This window comes from Endozoicomonas sp. ALD040 (assembly GCF_049275945.1).
In the GTDB taxonomy this organism is placed as follows: Bacteria; Pseudomonadota; Gammaproteobacteria; order Pseudomonadales; family Endozoicomonadaceae; genus Endozoicomonas_A.
Genome location: NZ_CP184829.1, coordinates 5,784,923 through 5,809,133, shown reverse-complemented (window position 1 = coordinate 5,809,133; position 24,211 = coordinate 5,784,923). Strand labels below are relative to the sequence as shown.

Genomic DNA, 24,211 nt, shown 5'->3' with positions numbered 1-24,211 from the left:
CAACTGTAGAAAGGTGTAAAAGCTGTACATTGCCTGATCGGTTAGGTTGCTGAATTTATTCAAGGTAGTCTGTTTTGCTGAGACTGAGAATTGGAATAAGCCTTGTGAGGCTGTCGCAAAACTCTAACAACTCGTCCCCTCGCTTCGTGGGTGTCGCAAAACTCCAACATGGGTGTCGCAAAACTCCAACAGCTCGTTCCCATGCTCTGAGGTCGTCATTCCCGCGAAGGCGGGAATCCAGCGCCAACGGTGGATCTCTGACTTCTCGGGGATGGCAAGGCCAGGGGGGCTCCGGGCAGTATGGTTCTGGTGGTGGGTCAGTGTGGATTCCCGCCTTCGCGGGAATGACGGGAATGAGGCCGGGAATGACGGGAATGAAGCCGGGAATGACGGGAATGACGGGAATGACGGGAATGACGGGAATGACGGGAATGACGGGAATGACGGGAATGAAGCCGGGAATGACGGGAGTCAACTCGTTCCCTCACTCTGTGGGTGTCGCAAAACTCCAACAGCTCGTTCCCATGCTCTGAGGTCGTCATTCCCGCGAAGGCGGGAATCCAGCGCCAACGGTGGATCTCTGACTTCTCGGGGATGACAAGGCCAGGGGGGCTCCGGGCAGTATGGTTCTGGTGGTGAGTCAGTGTGGATTCCCGCCTTCGCGGGAATGACGGGAATGAGGCCGGGAATGACGGGAATGAGGCCGGGAATGACGGGAATGAAGCCGGGAATGACGGGAGTCAACTCGTTCCCTCACTCTGTGGGTGTCGCAAAACTCCATCGCAAAACTCCAACATGGGTGTCGCAAAACTCCAACATCAACTCTTTCCCATGCTCTGAGGTCGTCATTCCCGCGAAGGCGGGAATCCAGCGCCAACGGTGGATCTCTGACTTCTCGGGGATGGCAAGGCCAGGGGGGCTCCGGGCAGTATGGTTCTGGTGGTGGGTCAGTGTGGATTCCCGCCTTCGCGGGAATGACGGGAATGACGGGAATGACGGGAATGAAGCCGGGAATGACGGGAGTCAACTCGTTCCCTCACTCCGTGGGTGTCGTAAAACTCTAAAACTCAATGCAGGATGGTGTCACTCAGTGACAGCAGACAATGAATGATGCCTCCGTAATTCAGTGATTTTCACTATGCCATCCTCACTGGATGTGATCACCTGACTGCCATCGGCGCTAAAGGCGGCCGATGCGATAGTGTCACTATGGACAATGTTGGCTTTTTCTAACCATGTCCCATCATTCTGCTGACCAATGATTTTCGCCGTTTTGTCATAGCTGGCAGTCACCAAATGGCGGCCATCAGGGCTGAAGGTGGCTGAGAAGACCGAACTCTTATGAGAAAAGGTGGCTTTTTCTTCCCACAAGCCATCGGCTTTTCGGACGTAAATTTTCACTGTGTTATCTGCTCTGGTCGTCACTAGATGACGGCCATCGGGGCTGAAGGAGGCCGATTTGACAGCGTTAATGGGTTGAATGAAGACATTCTCTTCCCATGATCCATCGGACTTTTTCTCATAGATTTTCGCCTTGCCATCATACATAGTGACGGTGACCACACAACGATCATCGGCGCTGAAGGCAGCTGACAGGACTGTCTCCTCATGGGGAAAAACCTCTTTTTCTTCCCATAATTCATCGGCGCTCTGGCTATAGATTTTCGCCGTTTTATCGCCGCAGCCGATTAGCAAATGGCGGCCATCGGTGCTGAAAATGGCTGAAAGGACAGAACCGTAATGGGAAAGGGTGGTTGTTAACTTCCATGTTCCATCATCCTTCTGACTGTATATTTTTGCTGTTTTATCAAAACTGGCGGTCACGACATGTCGACTATCGGTGCTGAAGGTGACTGAACAGAGTGGACTTTCATTGCAAATGGTGGCGCTTAGTTTCCATGATTCATCAGATCCCAGGTCACATAGCCACACGGTGCCATGCATACTGCCGAGGACCAGATGGTGACTATCGGGACTGAAAGTGGCTGATTTGACCGGTCTGTTTAGAGGAATGGTGGTTTTAATTTCCCATGTTCCATCTGACTTGTAGTCGTAGATTTTTGCTGTGTTGTCGCCATTGGCGGTGGCCAGATAGCGGCTATCAGCACTGAGATCAGCAGAGTGGACTTTATTGTGAACTTCCATAGACATGAGTTCGTCAAAGCTGGTGGCTGAGTTGGCTTTATAAATTTTGTCAATGGTGGCTTTTGTGACTAATTCAAAGGTTTTACATTGAGACATCAGCTCAGCCTTTGTGAAAAATAATAGAGCAGGTGAATAAACACTCGTTGGCTCGCGCTCTGTGAGGGACTGGAGTAACGCCTTATCATTGGAAAACGACTCAAACCAGGCTCGGAGTTGATTCTTGTCTTTTCTGTTGATCGTCATCCTCAGTTGATTCTGGTGTGCTGGAGAAAACTGGCGATACCAGGCTTTTGCCAGTGCGTTATCTTCTTTGATCTCGTCGCGAAGGCGGGTACATACCTTTTGTAAACTGCGAATATCCCGAAGTTTCAAATGGCGAAAAATCACGGACAGTGTATTTGAGGTTAAATTCTGAAATGTAGAGGTTTTTTCCTTGTCAGATACAGTAATGGACCAGGCCGCACTGTTACCCGTTGGTGTTAGCGATAGAGCTTGAGTTATTGGCGGTTCAATAACGGATTTATTATTTATTCCATGCATGACGGGTTCCTGCAAAGTGGCTATTTATCTTTGATCAACAAGGATGGTTAAAACTATTTAGTCAGTCAGAGACAATTTCAGAATGAAAGTTCAAAACAGGTTGGTCAGTGAAACTAACAAAATGAATTTCGGCACATGCAGGATAGTGCTGTTGAGATAGTGTTATTGAGATAGTGTCACTCAGTGATAGCGGGCAATAAATGATTCTTGCGTAGTTCAGTGATTTTCACTATGCCGTCCTCACTGGATGTGATCAACAGACCGCCATCGCTGCTAAAGGTGGCCGATGAGACACAGTCATCATGGACAATGGTGGCCTTTTCTACCCATGTACCATCATCCTGCTGACCAATGACTTTCGCCGTTTTGTCATCGCTGGCAGTCACCACATGGCGGCTATCAGGGCTGAAGGTGGCTGATGTGACCCAATCCTTATGGGAAAAGATGGTTCTTTTTTCCCATAAGCCATCGGCTTTTCGGCTGTATATTCTCACTGTGCCATCGTTGCTGGCAGTGACAAGATGGCGGCCATCGGGGCTGAAGTTAGCTGAGTTGACAATTTTCCTATGTTCAATGATGGTATTTATTTTCCATGATCCATCGGCCTTCCTGCTAAAGATTTTCGCCATGCAATAATCCACACCGGCGGTGGCCACATAGCGACCATCAGGGCTGATGGTGGCGGTGGGTGACATGTCACCATCATTAATGGGAATAACATCTTTTTTTTCCCATGACCCATCGTCCTTCCGGCTGAAGATTTTCACCGTTCCATCGCAACAGGCGGTTACCAGATAGCAGCCATCATTGCTGAAAGAGGCTGATGAGACAGTATTTTCATGGGGAAGGGTGGTGGTTAACTGCCATGATCCATCGCGTTTTTTGCTATGGATTTTCGCCGCCTGGCGGCTACCGGCGGTCACCACGTGCTGGCTATCGGGGCTGAAGGTGGCTGAGTTGACGTAAAGATCATCGAGAGTGGTGATGTTTGGTTCCCATGATTCATCGCCCAGATCATATATTTCCGCCGTGTTCATCGAACTGGAGGTCAGTACATGGTGACTATCGGGGCTGAAAACCACTGATTCGACCCTTTCATCATAATGGGGAATGGTGATTTTTATTTCCCATGTTCCATCAGCCTTGTGTTCGAAGATTTTTGCTGTGTTGTCGCCATTGGCGGTGGCCAGGTAGCGGCCGTCAGCACTGAGTGCGGCTGAAATGACTCGATTGTGAAATGCCATATCTGAAATATTGGCAGAGAGATCATAGGAGTCGGCTTTATAAGTTTTGTCAATGGTGGCGATAGTGACCAATTCAAAGGTTTCACATTGAGACATCAGCTCAGCCCTGATGAAAAATAGTAGAGCAGACGAATAAAGGCCTGTGGGCTGGCGTTCTGTAAGTGAATTGAGTAACGCCTGATCATTGGTAAACGACTCAAACCAGGCTCGGAGTTGATTCTTGTCTTTTCGGGTGAGGGTCACCCTCAGCTGATTCAGGTGTGCTGGAGAAAGCTGTCGATACCAGGCTTTTGCCAGAGCGTTGTCTTCTTTGATAACGTCGCGAAGGCGGGTACATACCTGTTGTAAACTGCGAATATCCCGAACTTTCAAATGGCGAAAAATCAGGGACAGTGTATCTGAGGTTAAATCCTGAAATGAAGATTTTTGTTCCTTGTCAGATACAGTAATGGACCAGACCGCACTTTTTCCCATTGGTGTTAGCGATAGAGCTTGAGTTTGCGCTATTGGCGGTTCAATAAAGGAATTATTTATTTCATACATGACTGCTTCCTGTAAAGTTGTTATTTATCTTTGATCAACAAAGGCGTTTAAAAATCATCAAAAATAATCAGAGACAATTTCTGAACGAAAGTTCAAAACAGCTTGGTCAGTGAAATTAACAAAAGTTCTTTCGGCACGTGCAGGATAGTTCTATTAAGATAGCGTCACGCAGTGACAGCAGACAATGAATGATTCCTCCGTAGTTCAGTGATTTTTACTACGCCATCCAGGCTGGATGTGATCACCTGGCTGCCATCGGCGCTAAAGGTGGCCGATGTGATAATGTCACTGTGGACAATGTTGGCTTTTTCTGACCATGACCCGTCGTCCTGCTGACCCATGATTTTCGCCGTTTTGTCATAGCTTTTAGTCACCACATGGCGGCCATCAGGGCTGAACTTGGCTGATGTGACCCAACCCTCATGGGAAAAGGTGGCTTTTTCTTCCCAAAAGCCATCGGCTTTTCTGTCGTAAATTTTCACTGTGCAATCTTTGCTGGCGGTCACTACATGACGGCTATCGGGGCTGAAAACGGCGGATTGGACAGTTTTCCTGTGTTCAATGATGGTATTTTCTTTCCATGATCCATCGGCTTTCTTCTCACAGATTTTCGCATTGCAATCATCACTGGCGGTAACCAAATAGCAACCATCGGCGCTGAAGGTGGCTGACATGACAGAAGAATTATGAGTAATGACACCTTTTCCTTCCCATAATCTATCGTCTCTCTGACTAAGGATTATTGCCACTTTATCGTGACAGCCCAATACCAGATGGCGGGCATCGGTGCTGAAAAAGGCTGAATAGACAGGTCTGTAATGGGGAAGGGTGGCTCTTAACTGCCATGATCTGTCATCGTCGTTTCGGCTGTGGATTTTCGTTACGCCATCATAACTGGCGGTCAAGATATGTCGACTGTCGGTGCTGAAGCTGGCTGAAGTGATGCCACCACCATGGGAAATGGTAGTGTTTGGTTGCCATGATTCATCGCACTCCCGAACATATATCTGTACCGTGCCATTATCACTGGCAGTAAGTAGATGGTGACTATCGGGGCTGAAAATCGCTGACTTGACCCATTCGTTATGGGGAGTGGAGGTTTTTTTTTCCCAGGTTCCATCAGACTTTTGGCAGTAGATTATTGCCGTATAGTCTCCATTGACGGTAACCAGATAGTGTTCATCAGCACTGAGGGCGGTAGAGTAGACTTTACTGAGTTGTCTCATATAGAGGCGGTCGCCCCTGTCGGCAGCCGGGTTGGGTTTATTCGTTTTGTCAATGGTGGCTTTTGTGACTAATTCAAAGGTTTTACATTGAGACATCAGCTCAGCCCTGATGAAAAATAATAGAGCAGGTGAATAAACACTCGTGGTCTGGCGATCTGAGAGTGACTCGAGAAACGCCCTATCATTCGTAAACGACTCAAACCAGGCTCGGAGTTGATTCTTGTCTTTTCTGGTGATGGCCATCTTCAGTTGATTCTGGTGTGCTGAAGAAAACTGTCGAAACCAGGCTTTTGCCAGTGTGTTATCTTCTTTGATCAGGTCTCGAAGTCGGGTGCATACCTTTTGTAAACTGCGAATATCCCGAAGTTTCAAATGACGAAAAATCAGGGACAGCGTATTTGAGTTTAAATTCTGAAATGAAGATTGTTTTTCCTTGTCAGATTCAGTAATGGACCAGCCCGCATGGTTACCCATTGGTGTGAGAGATGGAGCTTGAACTTGCTTTAGTGGTGGTTCAGTAACAGCATTATTATCTATTCCATGCATGACGGGTTCCTCCGTAGTTCAGTGATTTTCACCACGCCATCCACACTGGATGTGATTACCTGGCTGCCATCGGCGCTAAAGGTGGCCGATGAGATAGCGGCATCATGGACAATGTTGGCTTTTTCTAACCAGGTACCATCATCCTGCTGACCAATGATTGTCGCCGCTTTACAATGCAAGGTAGTTGTCACCAGGTGGCGGCCATCAGGGCTGAAGGTGGCTGACATGGCCAAAAAATTATTGTCAAAGGAGGCTTTTTCTTCCCATAAGCCTTTGGCTTTTCTGCCGTAGATTCTCACTGTGCCATCGAAGATGGTAGTCACGACATGACGGCCATCGGGGCTGAAGGTAGCTGAGTTGACACCATTTCTGTGTTGACTGATGGTGTTTATTTTCCATGATCCATCGGACTTCTTCTTATAGATGTTCACTGTGCCATCGAGGCTGGCTGTGACCACAGAGTTACCAGCGGGGCTGAAGTCGGCTGACATGACAGCACCTTCATGGGGAAAAACCACTTTTTCTTCCCATAATCTATCGTCTCTCTGGCTATAGATTCTTGCCGTTTTACTCCCGCAGGCGGTTACCACATGGCGGCCATCGCTGCTGAAAGTGGCTGAATAGACAGAATAATTATGGGAAAAGGTAACTGTTAACTCCCATGATCCATCATCTTTCCGGCTATGAATTTTCACTGTTTTATCATAACTGGCAGTCACGACATGACGACTATCGGTGCTGAAGGTGGCTGAACTGATCTGATGATCATGGAGAATGTTGATGTTTGGTTTCCATAACTCATTGCATCCCAGGCCACATATCTTCGCCCTGTGATTCGAGACGGTTACCAGATGGTGACTATCGGGGCTGAAAATCGCTGATCTGACCAAACTGCCATGGGGTATGGAGGTTGTTCTTTCCCATATTCCATCAGCCTTTTGGCGGTAGATTTTTGCCGTATTGTCGCCATTGGTGGTGATCAGGTAGCGGCCATCGGCACTGAGAGTGGCAGATTGGACTTTATTGAGTTTTCTTAAATAGTTGGTGTCGTCAATGCCGGTGGCTGAGTCGACTTTACAAATTTTGTCAATCGTGGCTTTTGTGACTAATTCAAAGGTTTCACATTGAGACATCAGCTCAGCCCTGGTGAAAAATAATAGAGCAGGTGAAAAAACACTCGTGGGCTGGCGATCTGAGAGTGACTCGAGAAACGCCTGATCATTGGAAAACGACTCAAACCAGGCTCGGAGTTGATTATTATCTTTTCCGGTGATGGCCATCTTCAGTTGATTCTGGTGTGCTGAAGAAAACTGTCGAAACCAGGCTTTTGCCAGAGCGTTATCTTCCTTGATTAGGTCACGAAGGCGGGTACATACCTTTTGTAAACTGCGAATATCCCGAAGTTTCAAATGACGAAAAATCCGGGACAGCGTATCTGAGGTTAAATCCTGAAATGAAGATTTCTTTTCCTCATCAGTTACAGTGATGGACCTGCCAGCATGGTTACCCGTTAGCGATAGAGTTTGAGTTTGCGTTATTGGTGGTTTAATAACGGAATCGTTATTTATTTGATGCATGACTGGTTCCTGCAAAGTTGTTATTTATCCTTGATCAACAGGGGCGTTAAAAATTGTTTAGTCAGTCAGAGACAATTACAGAATGAAAGTTCAGAACAGGTTGGTAAGTGCAACTAACAAAATGCCTTTCGGCACATGCATGAAGGTGTTACTCAGCGACAGCAGGCAATAAATGATTCTTGCGTAGTTCAGTGATTTTCACTATGCCATCGAAACCGGATGTGATCACCTGGCTGCCATCGGCGCTAAAGGTGGCCGATGAGATAGGCTCACCATGAACAATATTGGCTTTTTCTGACCATGACCCACCATCCTGCTGACCAATGATTTTCGCCGTTTTATCATAGCTGGCAGTCACCACATGGCGGCCATCAGGGCTGAAGGTGGCTGATAAGACCCAATCCTTATGGGAAAAAGTAGCTTTTTCTTTCCAAAAGCCATCGGCCTTTCGGCCATAGATTTTCACTGTGCCATCGTTGCTGGCAGTGGCTACATGGCGGCCATCGGGACTGAAGGTGGCCGAGTTGACAGTTTTACTGTGTTCAATGATGAAATTTTCTTCCCATGATCCATCGGCCTTCTTGCTAAAGATTCTTGCTGTGCCATCCATATTTGCGGTGACCACATAGCGACTATCGGGACTGAGCGTGGCTGACCGGGCATTTGTATAATTGGCGATGGTATTTTCTTCTTCCCATAATCCATTGTCCTTCTGGCTATGGATTTTCACCGTTTCATCCCTGCAGGCGGTTACCATATGGCGGCCATCGGTGCTGAAAATGGCTGAATAGACAGATTTTTTATGGGGAAGGGTGGCTGTTGACACCCATGATCCATCACCCTTCCGGCTTTGGATTTGCGCTGTCTTATCGCAACTGGCGGTTACGACATGACGACTATCGGTGCTGAAGCTGGCTGAATTGATCTCAAGATCATGGCGAATGGTGATGTTTGCTTCCCATGATTCATTGCATCTCAGACTATATATCTTCGCCGTGCCATCATTACTGATGGTTACTACATGGTGACTGTCGGGGCTGAAATTCGCTGATTCGACCTCTTTATCATGAGGAATGGTTGTTTTTATTTCCCATGTTCCATCAGGTTTGTGGCCGCAGATTTTTGTCGTATAGTCTCCGTTGGTGGTGACCAGGTATCGGTCATCAGCACTGAGCTCGGCTGAGTAGACTTCACACCCTATGTCAATGGTGGCTTTGGTGACTAATTCAAAGGTTTCACATTTAGACATCAGCTCAGCCCTGGTGAAAAATAATAGAGCCGGTGAATAAACACTTGTGGGCTGGAGATTTGTAAGTGACCTGAGTAACGCCTGATCATTGGAAAACGACTCAAACCAGGCTCGGAGTTGATTCTTGTCTTTTCTGATGATGGTCATTCTCAGTTGATTCTGGTGTGCTGAGGAAAACTGACGATACCAGGCTTTTGCCAGTGCATTATCTTGTTTGATCAGGTCGCGAAGGCGGGTACATACCTTTTGTAAACTGCGAATATCCCGAAGTTTCAAATGGTGAAAAATCAGGGACAGCGCATCTGAGGTTAAATCCTGAAATGACGAGTTTTTTTCCTTGTCAGGAACAGTGATGGACCTGCCCGCATGGTTGCCCATTGGTGTTAGTGATTGCGCTCTAGTCAGTTGTGATTCAATACCGGGCTTATTATTTATTTCATGCATAACGGGTTCCTGCAAAGTTGTTATTTATCCTTGATCAACAGGGGCGTTTAAAAATCATCTGGTCAGTCAGAGACAATTTCAGAATGAAAGTTCATAACAGGTGGGTCAGTGAAACTAACAAAATTTCTTTCGGCGCATGTAGGAAGTTGTTACTCAGCAACAGCAGACAATAAATGATTCCTCCGAAGTTCAGTGATTTTCACTGTGCCATCGAAACCGGATGTGATCACCTGGCTGCCATCGGCGCTAAAGGTGGCCGATGTGACCCAGTCATCATGGACAATGTTGGCTTTTTCTGACCATGTGCCATCATCCTGTTGACCAATGATTTTCGCCGTTTTACTGGAGAAGATAGTAGTCACCACATGGCAGCCATCGGGGCTGAAGGTGGCTGATAAGACAAACCCGCTATAGGAAAAGGTGGCTTTTTCTTCCCAGACGTCATTGGCTTTTCTGCCATAAATTTTAACTGTGCGATCGTCGCTGGCAGTCACTACGTGGCGGCCATCGGGGCTGAAGGTGGCCGAGTTGAGATAATCACCGTGTTGAATGACGGTATTTTCTACCCATGATCCATCGTACTTCTTGCCATAGATTTTCGCCTTGCAATCGGTACTGGCAATGATCACATAGCAACCATCGGCGCTGAAGGTCGCTAACTCGACAACACTATCATGGGAAATGATATCTTTTTGTTCCCAGGATCCATCGCCCTTCTGGCTATAGATTATCACCGTCTTATCCTGACAGGCAGTTACCAAATGACAGCCATCAATGCTGAAAATGGCTGAAAGGAAGGCATTGTGACGGGGAAGGGTGGCTGTTAACTGCCATGATCCATCATCTTTCTGGCTATGGATTTTCGCTGTGTTAGCCAAACTGGTGATCAAGACATGTCGACTATCGGTGCTGAAGGTGGCTGATTTGATCTTACGATCATGGAAAATGGTGGTGTTTTGTTCCCATGATTCATTGCATCCCAGATCATATATCATTGCCTTGGCATCACTGGTGATAACAGCATGGCGACTATCGGGGCTGAAAATCGCTGATCTGGTGTGTCCGTAGTGGCGAATGATGGTTTTTATTTCCCATGTTCCATCAGCCTTGCAGCCGTAGATTTTTGCCGAACAGTCTTTATTGGCGGTGAGCAGATAGCGGCCATCAGCACTGAGAGCGGCTGAGTCGACTCCGCTGAGGTGTACCATACGGAGGCGATCAACTTCGCTGGTGGCTGAGTTGGGTTTATAAGTTTTGTCAATGGTGGATTGAGTGACCAATTCAAATGTTTTACATTGACACATCATCTCAACCCTGTTGAAAAATAACAGGCTAGCTGAATAAACACTCGTCGTCTGGCGATCTGTGAGTGACTCGAGTAATACCTGATCATTGGAAAACGACTCAAACCAGGCTCGGAGTTGATTCTTGTCTTTTCTGTTGATGGACATCCTCAGTTGATTCTGGTGTGCTGAAGAAAACTGGCGAAACCAGGCTTTTGCCAGAGCGTTATCTTCTTTGATCAGGTCGCGAAAGCGGGTACATACCTTTTGTAAACTGCGAATATCCCGAAGTTTCAAATGGCGAAAAATCAGGGGCAGTGTCTCTGAGGCTAAATGCTGCAATGAAGGTTTCTTTTCCTCATCAGTTACAGTAATGGACCTGCCCGCATGGTTACCCGTTGGTGTTAGCGATAGAGCTTCGACTTGCGGTAGTGGTGGTTCATTAACGGAATCATTATTTATTCCATGCATGACGGGTTCCAGCAAAGTTGTTATTTATCTTTGATCAACAAGGACGGTTCAAAATTATTTAGTCAGTCAGAGACAATTTCAGAATGAAAGTTCATAACAGGTTGGTCAGTGAAACTAACAAAATTTCTTTCGGCGCATGTAGGAAGTTGTTACTCAGCAACAGCAGACAATAAATGATTCCTCCGTAATTCAGTGATTTTTACTACGCCATCCAGGCTGGTTGTGATCACCTGGCTGCCATCGGCGCTAAAGGTGGCCGATGAGATAGTGTCGTCATGGACAATGTTGGCTTTTTCTGACCATGAACCATCATCCTGCTGACCAATGATTTTTGCCGTTTTACAATACGAGGCCGTTGTCACAAGGTGGCGGCCATCAGGGCTGAAGTAGGCTGATTTGACCGAATGCTTATGGGAAAAGGTGGCTTTTTCTTCCCAAAAGCCATCGGCTTTTCTGTCGTAAATTTTCACTGTACGATCTTTGCTGGCGGTCACGACATGACGGCTATCGGGGCTGAAAACGGCCGAGTTGACAGTTTTCCTGTGTTGAATGATGCTATTTTCTTCCCATGATCCATCGGCTTTCTTCTCACAGATTTTCGCATTGCCATCAGCACTGGCTGTAACCAAATAGCAACCATCGACACTGAAGGTGGCTGACATGACAGGAGCATTATGAGTAATGACACCTTCTACTTCCCATAATCTATCGTCTCTCTGGCTGAGGATTTTCGCCATTTTATCGTCGCAGGCGGTCACCACATGGCGGGCATCGGTGCTGAAAAAGGCTGAATAGACAGGTATGTAATCGGGAAGGGGAAGGGTGGCTGTTAACTGCCATGATCTATCATCGTCGTTCCGGCTATGGATTTGCGTTGTGCCATCATAACAGGCGGTCAAGACATGTCGACTGTCGGTGCTGAAGCTGGCTGACTGGACGCCTGCATCATGGGAAATGGTAGTGTTTGGTTGCCATGATTCATCGTACTCCCGATTAACTATCTTTACTGTGTAATCAGCACTCGCAGTCAGTAGATGGTGACTATCGGGGCTAAAAATCGCTGGTATGACCCATTTGTTATGGGTAATGGAGGTTATTTTTCCCCAGGTTCCATCAGCCTTTTGGCGGTAGATTTTTGCCGTATGGTCGCCATTGGCGGTGACCAGATAGCGGCCATCGGCACTGAGGTCTGCTGAGTAGACTTTACACTTTAGACTAATGGTGGCTTTAGAGACTAATTCAAAGGTTTCACATTGAGACATCAGCTCAGCCCTGGTGAAAAATAATAGAGCAGATGAAAAAACACTCGTCGGCTGACGATCTGTGAGAGACTTGAGTAACGCCTGATCATTCGTAAACGACTCAAACCAGGCTCGGAGTTGATTATTATCTTTTCCGGTGATGGCCATCCTCAGTTGATTCTGGTGTGCTGAAGAAAACTGTCGAAACCAGGCTTTTGCCAGTGTGTTATCTTCTTTGATCAGGTCACGAAGGCGAGTGCATACCTTTTGTAAACTGCGAATATCCCGAAGTTTCAGATGGCGAAAAATCAGGGACAGCGTATCTGAGCTTAAATCCTGAAATGAAGATTTTTTTTCCTTGTCAGGGACAGTAATAGACCTGCTCGCACTATTACCGGTTGGTGTTAGCGATAGAGCTTCGATTTGCGGTAGTGGTGGTTCATTAACGGAATCATTATTTATTCCATGCATGACGGGTTCCTGCAAAGTTGTTATTTATCTTTGATCAACAAGGAGGGTTCAAAATTATTTAGTAGTCAGAGACAATTTCAGAATGAAAGTTCATAACAGGTTGGTCAGTGAAACTAACAAAATTTCTTTCGGTACATTCAGGATGGTGCCACTCAGTGACATCAAACAATATATGATTCCTCCGAAGTTCAGTGATTTTCACTATGCCATCCAGACTGGCTGTGATCACCAGGCTACCATCGGCGCTGAAGGTGGCCGATATGATCCTTTCATCATGGGTAATGGAGGCTTTTTCTGACCATGACCCATCATCCCGCTGACCAACGATGATCGCCGTTTTGTGATAAAACACCATATGTCGGCCATCAGGGCTGAAGGTGGCTGATAAGCCCAGAAACTGACAGAGTGTCGCAAAACCTTTGGTTCCCACGCTCTGGCGTGGAAACCCATACCTTATCTTACCAGGGCGAAAGGTGGTTTCTCTTTCCCAGGTGCCACTGGCTGTTCTGTCGTAAATTCTCACTGTGCCATCGTCGCTGGCAGTCACTAAATGGCGGCTATCGGGGCTGAAGGTGGCCGAGTGGACAGTTTCCCTGTGTTCAATGATGAAATTTTCTTCCCATGATCCATCTTCCTTCTTGGTATAGATTTTCGCCTTGCCATCCTGACTGGCGGTGACCACATAGTTACCATCGGCGCTGAAGGTGGCTGACAGGACAGCCTCTCTATGGGGAATGGCTTTTTTTACTTTCCATGATCCGTTCTTCTGGCTGTAGATTCTCGCCGAGTGATCCCAGCAGGCAGTGACCAGATGACTGCCATCGGTGCTGAAACTGGCTGAAAAGACTGCATCGTTATGGGGAAGGGTGGCCGTTAACTGCCATGATCCATCATCTTTCTGGCTATGGATTTTCACTGTTTTATCGCAACTGGCGGTCACCAGCTGTCGGCTATCGGTGCTGAAGGTGGCTGATCTGACGGAAGCATAATGGCGAATGGTGGTGTTTGGTTCCCATGATTCATCGCACCTCAGATCATATATCTTCGCCTTGCCACTCCCGCCGGCAGTAACCAGATGTTGAGTATTGGGGCTGAAAGTTACTGATCCGACCCCTCCACCATGAGGAATGATGGTTTTTATTTCCCATGTTCCATCAGGCTTGTGGCCGTAGATTTTTGCTGTACAGTCTCCATTGCCGGTGACCAGATAGCGGCCATCAGCACTGAGGCAGGCTGAGTAGATTTTATTCTTGTGTGGTATATCGTCGCGTTCTTCATCGCTGGTGGCTGAGTTTGCTTTATACGTTTTGTCAATGGTGGCTTTAGTGACTGGTTCAAAGGTTTCACATTGAGACATCAGCTCTGCTCTGGTGAAAAATAATAGAGCAGGTGAATAAACACTTGTGGGCTGGCGATCTGTGAGAGACTTGAGTAACGCCTGATCATTAGAAAATAATTCAAACCAGGCCCGGAGTTGATTCTTGTCTTTTGTGTTGATGGACATCCTCAGTTGATTCTGGTGTGCTGAAGAAAACTGTCGAAACCAGGCTTTTGCCAGTGTGTTATCTTCTTTGATAACGTCGCGAAGGCGGGTACATACCTTTTGTAAACTGCGAATATCCCGAAGTTTCAAATGGCGAAAAATCAGGGACAGCGTATCTGAGGCTAAATCCTGAAATGAAGATTTTTTTTCCTTGTCAGTTACAGCAACAGACCTGCCCGCACTATTACCGGTTGGTGTTAGCGATAGAGTTTGGGTTTGCGTTATTGGTGGTTTAATAACGGAATCATTATTTATTACATGCATGACTGTTCCTGCAAAGTTGTTATTTATCCTTAATTAACAGGGGTGTTTAAAAATTATCTAGTCAGTCAGACACAGTTTCAGAATGAAAGTTCAGAACAGGTTGGTAAGTGCAACTAACAAAATGACTTTCGGTGCATGCAGGATAGTGTGATTGAGATAGTGTGATTGAGATAGTGTGATTGAGATAGTGTCACTCAGTGACAGCAGACAATAAATTATTCCTGCGCAGTTCAGTGATTTTCACTATGCCATTCCAACTGGCGGTGACCACATGGCTGCCATCGGCGCTAAAGGTGGCCGATAAGACCCAGTCGTCATGGGCAATGGTGGCTTTTTCTGACCAGGAACCATCATCCTGCTGACCAATGATTTTCGCCGTTTTGTCATGACTGGCAGTCACCAGATGGCGGCCATCAGGGCTGAAGGTGGCTGATAAGACCGAATTCTTATGGGAAAAGGTGGCTTTTTCTTCCCAAAAACCATCGGTTTTTCGGCCATATATTTTCACTGTGCCGTCGTTGCTGGCAGTCACCAGATGGCGGCCATCGGGACTGAAGCTGGCCGAGTTGACAGTTTGCGTGTGTTGAATAATGGTATTTTCCTGCCATGATCCATCGGTTTTCTTCTCATAGATTTTCGCCTTGTAATCCATACTGGCGCTGACCACATAGCAACCATCGCTACTGAAGCTGGCTGACAGGACGGCACGATCATGGGGAATGGCATCTTTTTCCTCCCAGGGTCGATCAGCCCTCTGGCTATAGATCTTCGTCGTCTTATCGTTACAGGCGGTTACCAAATGGCTGCCATCGGTGCTGAAAGTGGCTGAACGGACTGAAGAGTTATGGGGAAGGGTGGCTGTTAACTGCCATGATCCATCGTCCTTCCGGCTATGGATTTTCGTTGTGTTATCCGAACCGGCGGTCACCAGATGACGGCAATCGCTGCTGAAGCTGGCTGAATTGATGAGACCATCATGGCGAATGATGGTGTTTGGTTGCCATGATTGATCGCACCCCAGATCATATATCCTCGCCTTTCCATTCAAACTGACGGTGACTAAATGGTGACTATCGGGGCTGAAAAGGGCTAACTCGACCCATGCGTCATGGGCAAGGGTGGTTTTTTTTTCCCATGTTCCACCGGGCTTTTGGGCGTATATTTTCGCCGTTTTGTCGCCATTGGCGGTGACCAGATACTGGCCATCGGCACTGAGGTCGATTGAGTTGACTTGATTGAGGCCTGCTAAACGGTTGCATTCCTCAGTGCTGCTGGCTGAGTTGGCTTTATACGTTTTATCAATGGTGGCTTTAGTCAATAATTTAAACGTTTCACATTCAGACATCAGCTTAGCCCTGGTGAAAAATAACAGACCGGCTGAATAAACACTCTTCGGCCGGCGATTTGTGAGTGACTTGACTAATGCCCTGTCATTCGAAAACGACCTGAGCCACGCACGGAGTTGATGCTTGTTTTTTGTCCTGATGCTCATCCTTAGTTGTTGCTGGTGTGGTAAAGAAAACTGGCGATACCAGGCTTTTACCAGAGCCTTATCTTCTTTAATGACGTCGCGAAGGCGGGTACATACCTTTTGTAAACTGCGAATATCCCGAAGTTTTAAATGGCGAAAAATCAGGGACAGTGTATCTGAGGCTAAATCCTGCAATGAAACTGTTTTTTTTTTCTTATCAGTTACAGTGATGGACCTGTACCCATGGTTACCCGTTAGTGCCAGCGATTGATCTTGCGTTAGTGGTGCTTTAATACCGGGATTGTTATTTATTCTTTGCATCTCTGGTTCCTGCAAGTGCTATTTATCTCCGATCAACAAGAACGTTTAAAAAATTAATAAGTACCTGGTTAGGTACTTACGTCAGTTGGAGAAATTTTCAGAATGAAAGTTCATAACAGGTTGTTAAGTGCAACTAACAAAATTTCTTTCGACACATGCAAGAGGCTGTCACTCAGTGACAGCAGGCAATGAACGATTCTTTCGTAGTTCAGTGATAATCACTGTGCCATCCTCACTGGCTGTGATCACCTGGCTGCAATCGGTGCTAAAGGCGGCCGATGAGATCTTGCCATCATGGGTAATGGTGGCTTTTTCTAACCATGACCCGTCATCCTGCTGAGCGATGATTTTCACTGTTTTGTCTCTGCTGGCAGTCACCAGATGGCGACCGTCAGGACTGAAGGTCGCTGATAAGGCCCAATTCTTATGGGAAAAGGTGGCTTTCTCTTCCCAAAGGCCATTGGCTTTTCGACCGTAGATTTTCACCGTGCCATCGTTGCTGGCAGTGGCTAGATGGCGGCCATCGGGGCTAAAAGTGGCTGTGTTGACGACTCTGGTGTGTTCAATGGTGGTAATTTTTTTCCATGATCCGTCGGCCTTCTTGATAAAGATTCTTGCCTTGCAATCCCTACTGGCGGTGACCAGATAGCGGCCATTGGGGCTGAACCTGGCTGATATGACAATACCTTTATGGGGAATGGAGTCTTTTTCTTGCCATGAAAATCCATCAGCCCCCAGGCTATGAATTTTCACCGTTTTATCATGACAGCCCGTTACCAAGAGACAGTCATCAGTGCTGAAATTGGCTGAATAGACACCAGACCCGTGGGGAAGGATGGCTGTATATTGCCATGATTCATCATCCTTCAGGCTATAGATTTTCGCTGTGCAATCCCAACTGGCGGTCACCACATGTTGACTATTGGTGCTGAAGGCGGCTGATTTGATGCGTTCATTATGGTGAATGGTGGTTTTTGGTTCCCATGATCCATCGGACCCCAGGGCACATATCTTCGCCTTGTAATTCAAACAGATGGTGAGTAAATGTTGACTATCGGGGCTGAAAATGACTGACTCGACCCGGTTTTCATGGGGAATAGTGGTGTTTATTTCCCATATCCCATCCGCATTGCGGGCGTAGACTTTTACCCTATAGTCTCCATTGGCGGTAACCAGATAGCGGCCATCAGCACTGAGGGCGGCTGAATACACTTTAGCGAGGAATTCTATCGGCAGGTGATCAGGAGTGTCGATGGCAGAGTTGGCATGATAAGTTTTATCAAAGATGGCTTTAGTGACCAGTTCATAGCTTTCACATTTAGACATCAGCTCTGCCCTGGTGAAAAATAACAGATCAGTTAAATCAACACTTTCTGGCCGACAATCTGTGAGCGAATTGAGTAACGCCTGGTCATTAGAAAACGACTCAAGCCAGGCACGGAGTTGATCCTTGTCTTTTGCATTAATGATCATCCTCAGTTGCTTCTGGTGTGGTGATGAAAACTGGCTAAACCAGGCTTTTGCCAGAGTGTTATCTGTTTTGATAAGGTCGCGAAGGCGGACACATACCTTTTGTAAACTGCGAATATCCCGAAGTGTTAAATGGCAAAAAATCCTGGATAGTGTATCTGAGGATAAAGCCAGCAATGAAGATTGTTGCCCTATTTTCTTATCGGGTACAGTGACGGACCTACCCGCATTCCTGCCTGCTAGCGCTAAGAATCGATCTCGGGCTCGCTTTAGTGGAGGTTTAATACCAGGATTATTATTTATTCCATGCATGACTGTTTCCTGTAAGATTGATATTTATCCTTGATTAGCAAGGTCGGATAAAAATCATTTATTTAGTTAGAGACATTTTCGGAACGAAAGTTCATAACAGCTTGTTAAGTGCAACTGACAAAGTTTCTTTCGGTGCATGCAGGAGGGTGTCTTTTGGTGACAGCAGACAACGAATGATACCAAAGCAGTTCAGTGATTCTCACGCTGGCATCCCAACCGGCGGTGATCACACGATGGCCATCGTCGTTAAAAGTCGCTGATGATATCCAGTTAAAATGGGCAATGCTGGCTATTTCTGACCATGAGCCATCGGCCTTCTGAGCAATGATTTTGGCCGATGAGTCACCGCTGGCAGTCACAATATGGCGGCCATCAGGGCTGAAGATGGCTGATATGACCCAGGCCCTATGATAAAAGATGGCTTTTCTTTCCCATGAGCCATCGGACTTTCTGCCGTAAATTTTCACTGTGTCATCTTTGCTGGCAGTGACTACATGACGGCTGTCCGGGCTGAAGTTGGCTATCTTGACATGATCCTTGTGGTCAATGATGGCCTTTACTTCCCATAAACCTTTGTCGTTCTTACCGCAGATTTTCGCGGTGTGATCCCTGCTGGCAGAGACCACATAGCGGTTATCGAGACTGAAGCTGGCTGAATTGACTATGTCATTATGGTGAATGATGGCTTCTAATTTCCATGGTTCATTGTCCTTCTGGGAATGGATTTTCGCTGTTTTATCCCAACTGGCGGTGACCACATGGCGGCCATCGCTGCTGAAGGTAGCTGATTGGACAAAATCATCATGGCAAAAGGTGGCTGTTAATTGCCATGATCCATCGTCCTTTTGGCTGTGGATTTTCGCTGTCTTGTCCCAACTGGCGGTCAACACGTGGCGGCTATCGGCACTGAAGGTGGCTGATTGCACCGAATACTCATGGGTAATGATGGCTTTTTGTGTCCATGATTTATCGCACCCCAGACCATATATTTTTGCCGTACCATCATAACAGGCAGTCACCAGATGTTGACCATCGGGGCTGAAACTGATTGAGTTGAGGTCATGGTTGTGTGAAATGAGGACTTTTTGTGTCCATGATCCATTGGCCTCCCTGGCGTAGATTCTCGCCATATCACTGGCGGTAGCCAGATGGCGGCCATCGGCACTGAGGGCGGCTGAGTTGATAGTTTTCTCTTCCTCGATGATGGAATTTGTTACCAGTTTAAACCTTTCATCATGAGACATCAGCTTAGCCCTGGTGAAATACAAGAGAGCAGGAAAATAAACACTTTCCCGTCGCCCCATCAGTGAATTGACTAACTCTTTGTCATTCGAAAACGACTGCAACCAATCACGGAGTTGATAGTCATCTTTTCTGCTGATGGTCATGCTCAGTTGATGCTGATGGGGTGAAGGAAACCGGCGATACCAGGCTTTTGCCAGAGCGTTATCCTGTTCGACAAGATCGCGAAGGTAGATACATACCTGTTGTAAACTGCGAATATCCCTAAGCTTCAAATAACGAAAAACCCTGGAAAGAGATAATAAGGATAAATGCTGCAGTGAAGGTTTTTCATTTTTTTCTGTGTCAGTCAGACTGATGGTTCTGCCCGCACGGGTAGCCGCATCTGTTCTTGATTGAGCTTGCACAGGTGGTGAATAAAAGCCTTCAATGCTGGAGTTATTACCTATCCCATTCATGATTTGTTCCCAGAGACTGAGTATTTATCTTGATTAGCAATTAAGTACCTGGTTAGGTACTTACGTAAAGCATTGAGCTGGTTAATTGCCGAATGGCGTCTCTCAGTGAACAGCATTCAATTATTTCTCTGCAGTTCATTGATTTGCACTGTTCCATCCCAACTGGCGGTCACCACATAGCGATTATCGGCGCTAAAGTTGGCTGTCGTGATCCTGTCATCATGGCTAATGCTGGCTCTTTCTGACCATGACCCATCGGTGTCCTGACCAATGATTTTTGCTATACCGTTATCGCTAGCCGTTACTATAAGCTGGCCATCAAGGCTGAAGGTGGCAGAACGCACAGCGTCAGAATGTTCAATCACGGTTGTTTCTTGCCATGATTCATTAGCGTCCAGGTAGTAGATTTTCACTGTACCATCATGACTGGCAGTCACTATATGGCGGCTATCGGGGCTGAAGGCAGCTGAGTTGACAGAAGCCTCGTGCTCAATGGTGGCTATTTTTACCCATAAACCATTGCTATCCCTACCAAAGATTTTTGCCTCTTTGTCTTTGCTGGCAGTCACTACATAGCGATCATCGGGGCTGAAACTGGCTGAGTTAATGCTCATTTTATGGGAAATGATACCTTCTAATTCCCACGACCCATCGGCCTTCTGGCTATAGATGTTCGCTGTGTGATTCCCCCAGGTGATTACCAAATGGTTGCCATCGGTGCTGAAGGTGGCAGATATTTCATTGACGTCATCGGCCTTCCTGAATTGACTTGATTCGATATGACCTCCGGAAAGGCTGGCTGTTAATGCCCATGATCCATCGTCCATCCGGCTATGGATTTTCGCTGTGTGATCCCGGCAGACGGTTATCACATGGCAGCTATCGCTGCTGAAAGTGGCTGACTGGACAATACCATCATTGTGCAGGATGAGGGTGGCTGATAACGCCCATGATTCATCGGACTCCAAGCTATATATTTTCACCGTGTAATCGGTACTGATCGATAGCAAATGCTGACCATCAGGGCTGAAGATGGGTGATTTGACCCTGCAGTGGTTGGGAAGGCTGGTTTTTTTTACCCATGAACCAACAGTCTCCTGGCCGTAGATAAACGCCTCATTGTTTTCACTGGCGGTCACAAGATGGCGGCCATCGACGCTGAGGACGGCTGAGTTGATCATATTATTTTCGTGAATAGTGGCTTCTGTATTCAGATTAATTGTTTCACATTGAGACATTAGCCGGGCTCTGGAGAAATATAACAGCGCAGGCGAATAGTCGCTCTCCAGCGAGAGATTTGCCATTGACTCGGTTAACGCCTCATCCTTCACAAAGGGCTTCAACCAATCACGAATTTGATTTCTGTCTTTTGCATTGATGGCCGTATTCAGTTGCTGCTGGTGTGCTGAAGAAAACTGGCCATACCAGACTTTTGCCAGAGCGTTCTCTTCTTTGAGAGCCGTTCCAGGGCGCATACATCTCAGTCTTGTATTGTCAATATTTCCGCGCTGCAAACAGTGAAAAATCGTGGAAAATGAGGGTAAAGACTGTAGTGATGGTCTTTGCTTTTTTTCCTTGCCAACCAGAGTGACGCTCCTGCCCGCGCTGTCATTGGTTGGTGTTGTCAGTCGAGCTCGCTTTGGTGATGAGACCGGACCTTCAACGATGGGATTATTATCAAGCAATTCCCGGGTTTCATCAGTGGCCCCCATCAGTAACAGTGACGGTGTCTGAAAAATACCATCAGGGGACAGGACCATATTTTCAGGAGTTGCCTGTGCTGCACGCCTGAATATATCTACGGTAAGACCCAGAGTCCCCTGTGATTCATCTGCCTGCGTACCGGGATTTAAATCATGACCCTCATCAGCAGAATCAGAACCGTCTTTCGTTCGACATAAGTGGCAGGGTTCAGATTCTTTAAATAAGTCATCACTGTACTCACGGCCGCACTTTATACAGTTCACTGCCAGAAGTTGTGAGGGTGTGAACAGAAAGCAGAGCAAACAGGATAACACTGGAACGGACCTGAACTGCCTGACTATATTGGAAGCCTTAACTGATGAAGCCATGTATGTACCTTGTCGTCTTAATCTTCGGCTATGTCTGGGAATATCGTTCCTATCTTATGAACCGCTACCCTGCAGAATGGTCAACCAAATGTTAAATCAGGCACTCAACATAGGATGGACTTCTGGTTGGCGCCAAAAAAGACAAATCAGTTTGAAGATTAAAATCTTTCAAAGCCACATTCTTCTTCGCTTGCAACAATGGGTGAGGGAGTCGTGAGGCTCCCCCTGTCTGAGTTTTGGGACAGCCGCAATGAAGGTTTTTTCAGCACAGGTGCAATGTCGTTAGTCAGTGAAAAGCATTCAATTATTGCTCTGCAGTTCAGTAATTCGTACTGTTTCATCCCAACAGGCGGTTACCACATAGCGACTATCGGCGCTAACGGTGGCTGAAAGGATAAAGTCATCATGGGTAATACAGGCTTTTTTTGACCATGACCCATCGCTCGTCTGACCAATGATTTTTGCTGTCCAGTTCCGGCAAATCGTCACGATATAACTGCCATCATGACTGAATCTGGCTGAGGCCACAGCTCTATCATCTTTAATGACGGCTTTTTCTTGCCATTTTTCATCAGCGTTCAGGTAATAGATTTTCACCGTGCCGTCATTACAGGCAGTCACCAAATGGCGATTCTCGGGGCTGAAGGTGGCTGAGTTGACAAAATCCTCGTGCTCAATAGTGGCTATTTCTACCCATAATCCAGTGCTATCCCTGCCAAAGATTTTCGCCTCTTTGTCTTTGCTGGCAGTCACTACATAGCGGCCATCGGGGCTGAAGCTGACTGAATTGATAGTATTTCCATGGGAAATGGTACCTTCTAATTCCCAGGATCCATCGGCCTTCTGGCCATGGATGTTCGCTGTGTGATTCCCCCAGACGATGACCAAATGGCAGCCATCGGTGCTGAAGGTGGCAGATATTTCATTGACGTCTTGGGGGCACCTGAATTCACTTAAGTCGATACAGCCTCGGGAAAGGCTTGCTGTTACTGCCCATGATCCATCGTCCATCCGGCTATGGATTTTCGCTGTGTAATCCCAAAAGACGGTTATCACATGGCAGCCATCGCTGCTGAAAGCGGCTGACTGGACAATACCATCATTGCGCAGGGTGAGGGTGGCTGATAATGCCCATGATTCATCGGACCCCAGGCTATATATTTTCGCCGTGCAATCGTGGCTGATTGTTAGCAAATGCTGACCATCAGGGCTGAACATGGGTGGTTTGACCCTGCAGTGATGGGAAATGCTGGTTTTTTTTACCCATGATCCAATACTCTTATGGTCATAGATAGTCGCCTTATGGTTATCATTGGCAGTCACAAGATGACGGCCATCGACGCTGAGGGCGGCTGAGTTGATTATATTACTTTCGTGAATAGTGGCTTCTGTATTCAGATTAAATGTTTCACATTGAGACATTAGCCGGGTTCTCGTGAAACATAACAGCGCAGGCGAATAATCGCTCTCCAGCGAGAGATCTGCCATTGACTCGGCTAACGCCTTATCTTCCATAAAGGGCTTCAACCAATCTCGAATTTGATTCCTGTCTTTTGCATTGATGGCCGTATTCAGTTGCTGCTGGTGTGCTGAAGAAAACTGGCGATACCAGTCTTTTGCCAGAGCGTTCTGTTCTTTGAGAGCCGTTCGAAGGCGTTTACATCTCAGTCTTGTATCGTAAATGTCTCTAAGCTGCAAACAGCGAAAAATTGTGGAAGGTGAGGATAAAGACACTAGTGATGGTCTTTGCTTTTTTTCCTCGCCAACAACAGTGACGCTCCTGCCCGCGCTGTCATTGGTTGGTGTTGCCAGTCGAGCTCGCTTTGGTGGTGAGACTGGACCTTCAACGATGGGATTATTATCTATTCCGTGCATGTCTGACTCCTGAAAAGTTTGGAATTTATCTTCGATCAACAGAGAGTTCGAAAAGTGTATGATGATTTAGAGACTGTTCTGGAATGAAAGTTCAAAACATTTTGTTAAGTACAACTAACATTTTTTTCGAGATCTGTATGTGGCTCGGCAACCTTCTCAGCCTTCGAAAACGATTCAAACCAGTCACTGAGTTGATGCCTGTT

General features: G+C 46.8%; 16 protein-coding genes. 1 reads left to right on the top strand and 15 read right to left on the bottom strand.

What is annotated here, in order from left to right:
* Positions 1 to 55 precede the first annotated feature (55 nt).
* Both ACOJUN_RS20995 and ACOJUN_RS20990 read right to left on the bottom strand, forming a co-directional pair.
* Complete coding sequence (locus tag ACOJUN_RS20995; protein WP_422133831.1) at positions 56 to 475, bottom strand: hypothetical protein; 420 nt, start codon at positions 473 to 475, stop codon at positions 56 to 58.
* The gene (locus ACOJUN_RS20990; protein ID WP_422133830.1) at positions 472 to 744 is read right to left on the bottom strand and encodes a hypothetical protein; all 273 of its coding nucleotides are present in this window, start codon (positions 742 to 744) and stop codon (positions 472 to 474) included. Before ACOJUN_RS20990 ends, ACOJUN_RS20995 begins: the two co-directional genes overlap by 4 nt.
* Between ACOJUN_RS20990 and ACOJUN_RS20985 the strand changes: the two genes are divergently transcribed.
* Entirely contained in the window at positions 731 to 1,111 is a 381-nt protein-coding gene (locus tag ACOJUN_RS20985; protein ID WP_422133829.1) for a hypothetical protein, read from the top strand. The genes ACOJUN_RS20990 and ACOJUN_RS20985 overlap by 14 nt on opposite strands.
* Here ACOJUN_RS20985 and ACOJUN_RS20980 read toward each other — a convergent pair.
* From ACOJUN_RS20980 to ACOJUN_RS20920, 13 genes are all read right to left on the bottom strand, one after another.
* On the bottom strand, positions 1,084 to 2,685 hold the full coding sequence (locus ACOJUN_RS20980) for an F-box/WD repeat-containing protein (protein ID WP_422133828.1): 1,602 nt from the start codon (positions 2,683 to 2,685) through the stop codon (positions 1,084 to 1,086). The genes ACOJUN_RS20985 and ACOJUN_RS20980 overlap by 28 nt on opposite strands.
* Before the next feature lie 176 nt (positions 2,686 to 2,861).
* On the bottom strand, positions 2,862 to 4,472 hold the full coding sequence (locus ACOJUN_RS20975) for an F-box/WD repeat-containing protein (protein WP_422133827.1): 1,611 nt from the start codon (positions 4,470 to 4,472) through the stop codon (positions 2,862 to 2,864).
* A gap of 164 nt (positions 4,473 to 4,636) precedes the next feature.
* Positions 4,637 to 6,244 (bottom strand): F-box/WD repeat-containing protein, encoded by a 1,608-nt coding sequence (locus ACOJUN_RS20970; protein ID WP_422133826.1) that lies wholly within the window; start codon positions 6,242 to 6,244, stop codon positions 4,637 to 4,639.
* Positions 6,232 to 7,821: an F-box/WD repeat-containing protein gene (locus ACOJUN_RS20965; protein ID WP_422133825.1), complete on the bottom strand. Its 1,590-nt coding sequence runs from the start codon at positions 7,819 to 7,821 to the stop codon at positions 6,232 to 6,234. The genes ACOJUN_RS20970 and ACOJUN_RS20965 overlap by 13 nt, the downstream gene beginning before the upstream one ends.
* A gap of 148 nt (positions 7,822 to 7,969) precedes the next feature.
* Entirely contained in the window at positions 7,970 to 9,514 is a 1,545-nt protein-coding gene (locus ACOJUN_RS20960) for an F-box/WD repeat-containing protein (protein ID WP_422133824.1), read from the bottom strand.
* A gap of 149 nt (positions 9,515 to 9,663) precedes the next feature.
* Positions 9,664 to 11,268, bottom strand: a complete 1,605-nt coding sequence (locus ACOJUN_RS20955) for an F-box/WD repeat-containing protein (RefSeq protein WP_422133823.1) — start codon at positions 11,266 to 11,268, stop codon at positions 9,664 to 9,666.
* 149 nt (positions 11,269 to 11,417) lie between these two features.
* Entirely contained in the window at positions 11,418 to 12,980 is a 1,563-nt protein-coding gene (locus ACOJUN_RS20950) for an F-box/WD repeat-containing protein (RefSeq protein WP_422133822.1), read from the bottom strand.
* Between the two features lie 58 nt (positions 12,981 to 13,038).
* Positions 13,039 to 14,787 carry an F-box/WD repeat-containing protein gene (locus tag ACOJUN_RS20945; protein ID WP_422133821.1) on the bottom strand — a complete coding sequence of 583 codons (1,749 nt, stop codon included), beginning with the start codon at positions 14,785 to 14,787 and terminating at the stop codon, positions 13,039 to 13,041.
* Between the two features lie 190 nt (positions 14,788 to 14,977).
* Complete coding sequence (locus ACOJUN_RS20940; protein WP_422133820.1) at positions 14,978 to 16,579, bottom strand: F-box/WD repeat-containing protein; 1,602 nt, start codon at positions 16,577 to 16,579, stop codon at positions 14,978 to 14,980.
* Between the two features lie 168 nt (positions 16,580 to 16,747).
* Positions 16,748 to 18,361 (bottom strand): F-box/WD repeat-containing protein, encoded by a 1,614-nt coding sequence (locus ACOJUN_RS20935; protein ID WP_422133819.1) that lies wholly within the window; start codon positions 18,359 to 18,361, stop codon positions 16,748 to 16,750.
* A gap of 104 nt (positions 18,362 to 18,465) precedes the next feature.
* The gene (locus ACOJUN_RS20930) at positions 18,466 to 20,061 is read right to left on the bottom strand and encodes a WD40 repeat domain-containing protein (RefSeq protein ID WP_422133818.1); all 1,596 of its coding nucleotides are present in this window, start codon (positions 20,059 to 20,061) and stop codon (positions 18,466 to 18,468) included.
* A gap of 116 nt (positions 20,062 to 20,177) precedes the next feature.
* Positions 20,178 to 22,133 (bottom strand): hypothetical protein, encoded by a 1,956-nt coding sequence (locus tag ACOJUN_RS20925; protein WP_422133817.1) that lies wholly within the window; start codon positions 22,131 to 22,133, stop codon positions 20,178 to 20,180.
* A 300-nt stretch (positions 22,134 to 22,433) separates the two neighbouring features.
* Positions 22,434 to 24,008, bottom strand: coding sequence for a WD40 repeat domain-containing protein (locus ACOJUN_RS20920; RefSeq protein ID WP_422133816.1), 1,575 nt, complete (start codon positions 24,006 to 24,008; stop codon positions 22,434 to 22,436).
* Positions 24,009 to 24,211: the final 203 nt, after the last annotated feature.

What these genes read in the sequence shown, in the direction of transcription:
- ACOJUN_RS20975 (WP_422133827.1), bottom strand. Translation starts at nt 4,472, where the DNA reads ATGTATGAAATAAATAATTCCTTTATTGAACCGCCAATAGCGCAAACT.
- ACOJUN_RS20970 (WP_422133826.1), bottom strand. Translation starts at nt 6,244, where the DNA reads ATGCATGGAATAGATAATAATGCTGTTACTGAACCACCACTAAAGCAA.
- ACOJUN_RS20935 (WP_422133819.1), bottom strand. Translation starts at nt 18,361, where the DNA reads ATGCATGGAATAAATAATAATCCTGGTATTAAACCTCCACTAAAGCGA.
- ACOJUN_RS20945 (WP_422133821.1), bottom strand. Translation starts at nt 14,787, where the DNA reads ATGCATGTAATAAATAATGATTCCGTTATTAAACCACCAATAACGCAA.
- ACOJUN_RS20960 (WP_422133824.1), bottom strand. Translation starts at nt 9,514, where the DNA reads ATGCATGAAATAAATAATAAGCCCGGTATTGAATCACAACTGACTAGA.
- ACOJUN_RS20940 (WP_422133820.1), bottom strand. Translation starts at nt 16,579, where the DNA reads ATGCAAAGAATAAATAACAATCCCGGTATTAAAGCACCACTAACGCAA.
- ACOJUN_RS20920 (WP_422133816.1), bottom strand. Translation starts at nt 24,008, where the DNA reads ATGCACGGAATAGATAATAATCCCATCGTTGAAGGTCCAGTCTCACCA.
- ACOJUN_RS20950 (WP_422133822.1), bottom strand. Translation starts at nt 12,980, where the DNA reads ATGCATGGAATAAATAATGATTCCGTTAATGAACCACCACTACCGCAA.
- ACOJUN_RS20930 (WP_422133818.1), bottom strand. Translation starts at nt 20,061, where the DNA reads ATGAATGGGATAGGTAATAACTCCAGCATTGAAGGCTTTTATTCACCA.
- ACOJUN_RS20925 (WP_422133817.1), bottom strand. Translation starts at nt 22,133, where the DNA reads ATGGCTTCATCAGTTAAGGCTTCCAATATAGTCAGGCAGTTCAGGTCC.
- ACOJUN_RS20965 (WP_422133825.1), bottom strand. Translation starts at nt 7,821, where the DNA reads ATGCATCAAATAAATAACGATTCCGTTATTAAACCACCAATAACGCAA.
- ACOJUN_RS20985 (WP_422133829.1), top strand. Translation starts at nt 731, where the DNA reads ATGACGGGAGTCAACTCGTTCCCTCACTCTGTGGGTGTCGCAAAACTC.
- ACOJUN_RS20980 (WP_422133828.1), bottom strand. Translation starts at nt 2,685, where the DNA reads ATGCATGGAATAAATAATAAATCCGTTATTGAACCGCCAATAACTCAA.
- ACOJUN_RS20955 (WP_422133823.1), bottom strand. Translation starts at nt 11,268, where the DNA reads ATGCATGGAATAAATAATGATTCCGTTAATGAACCACCACTACCGCAA.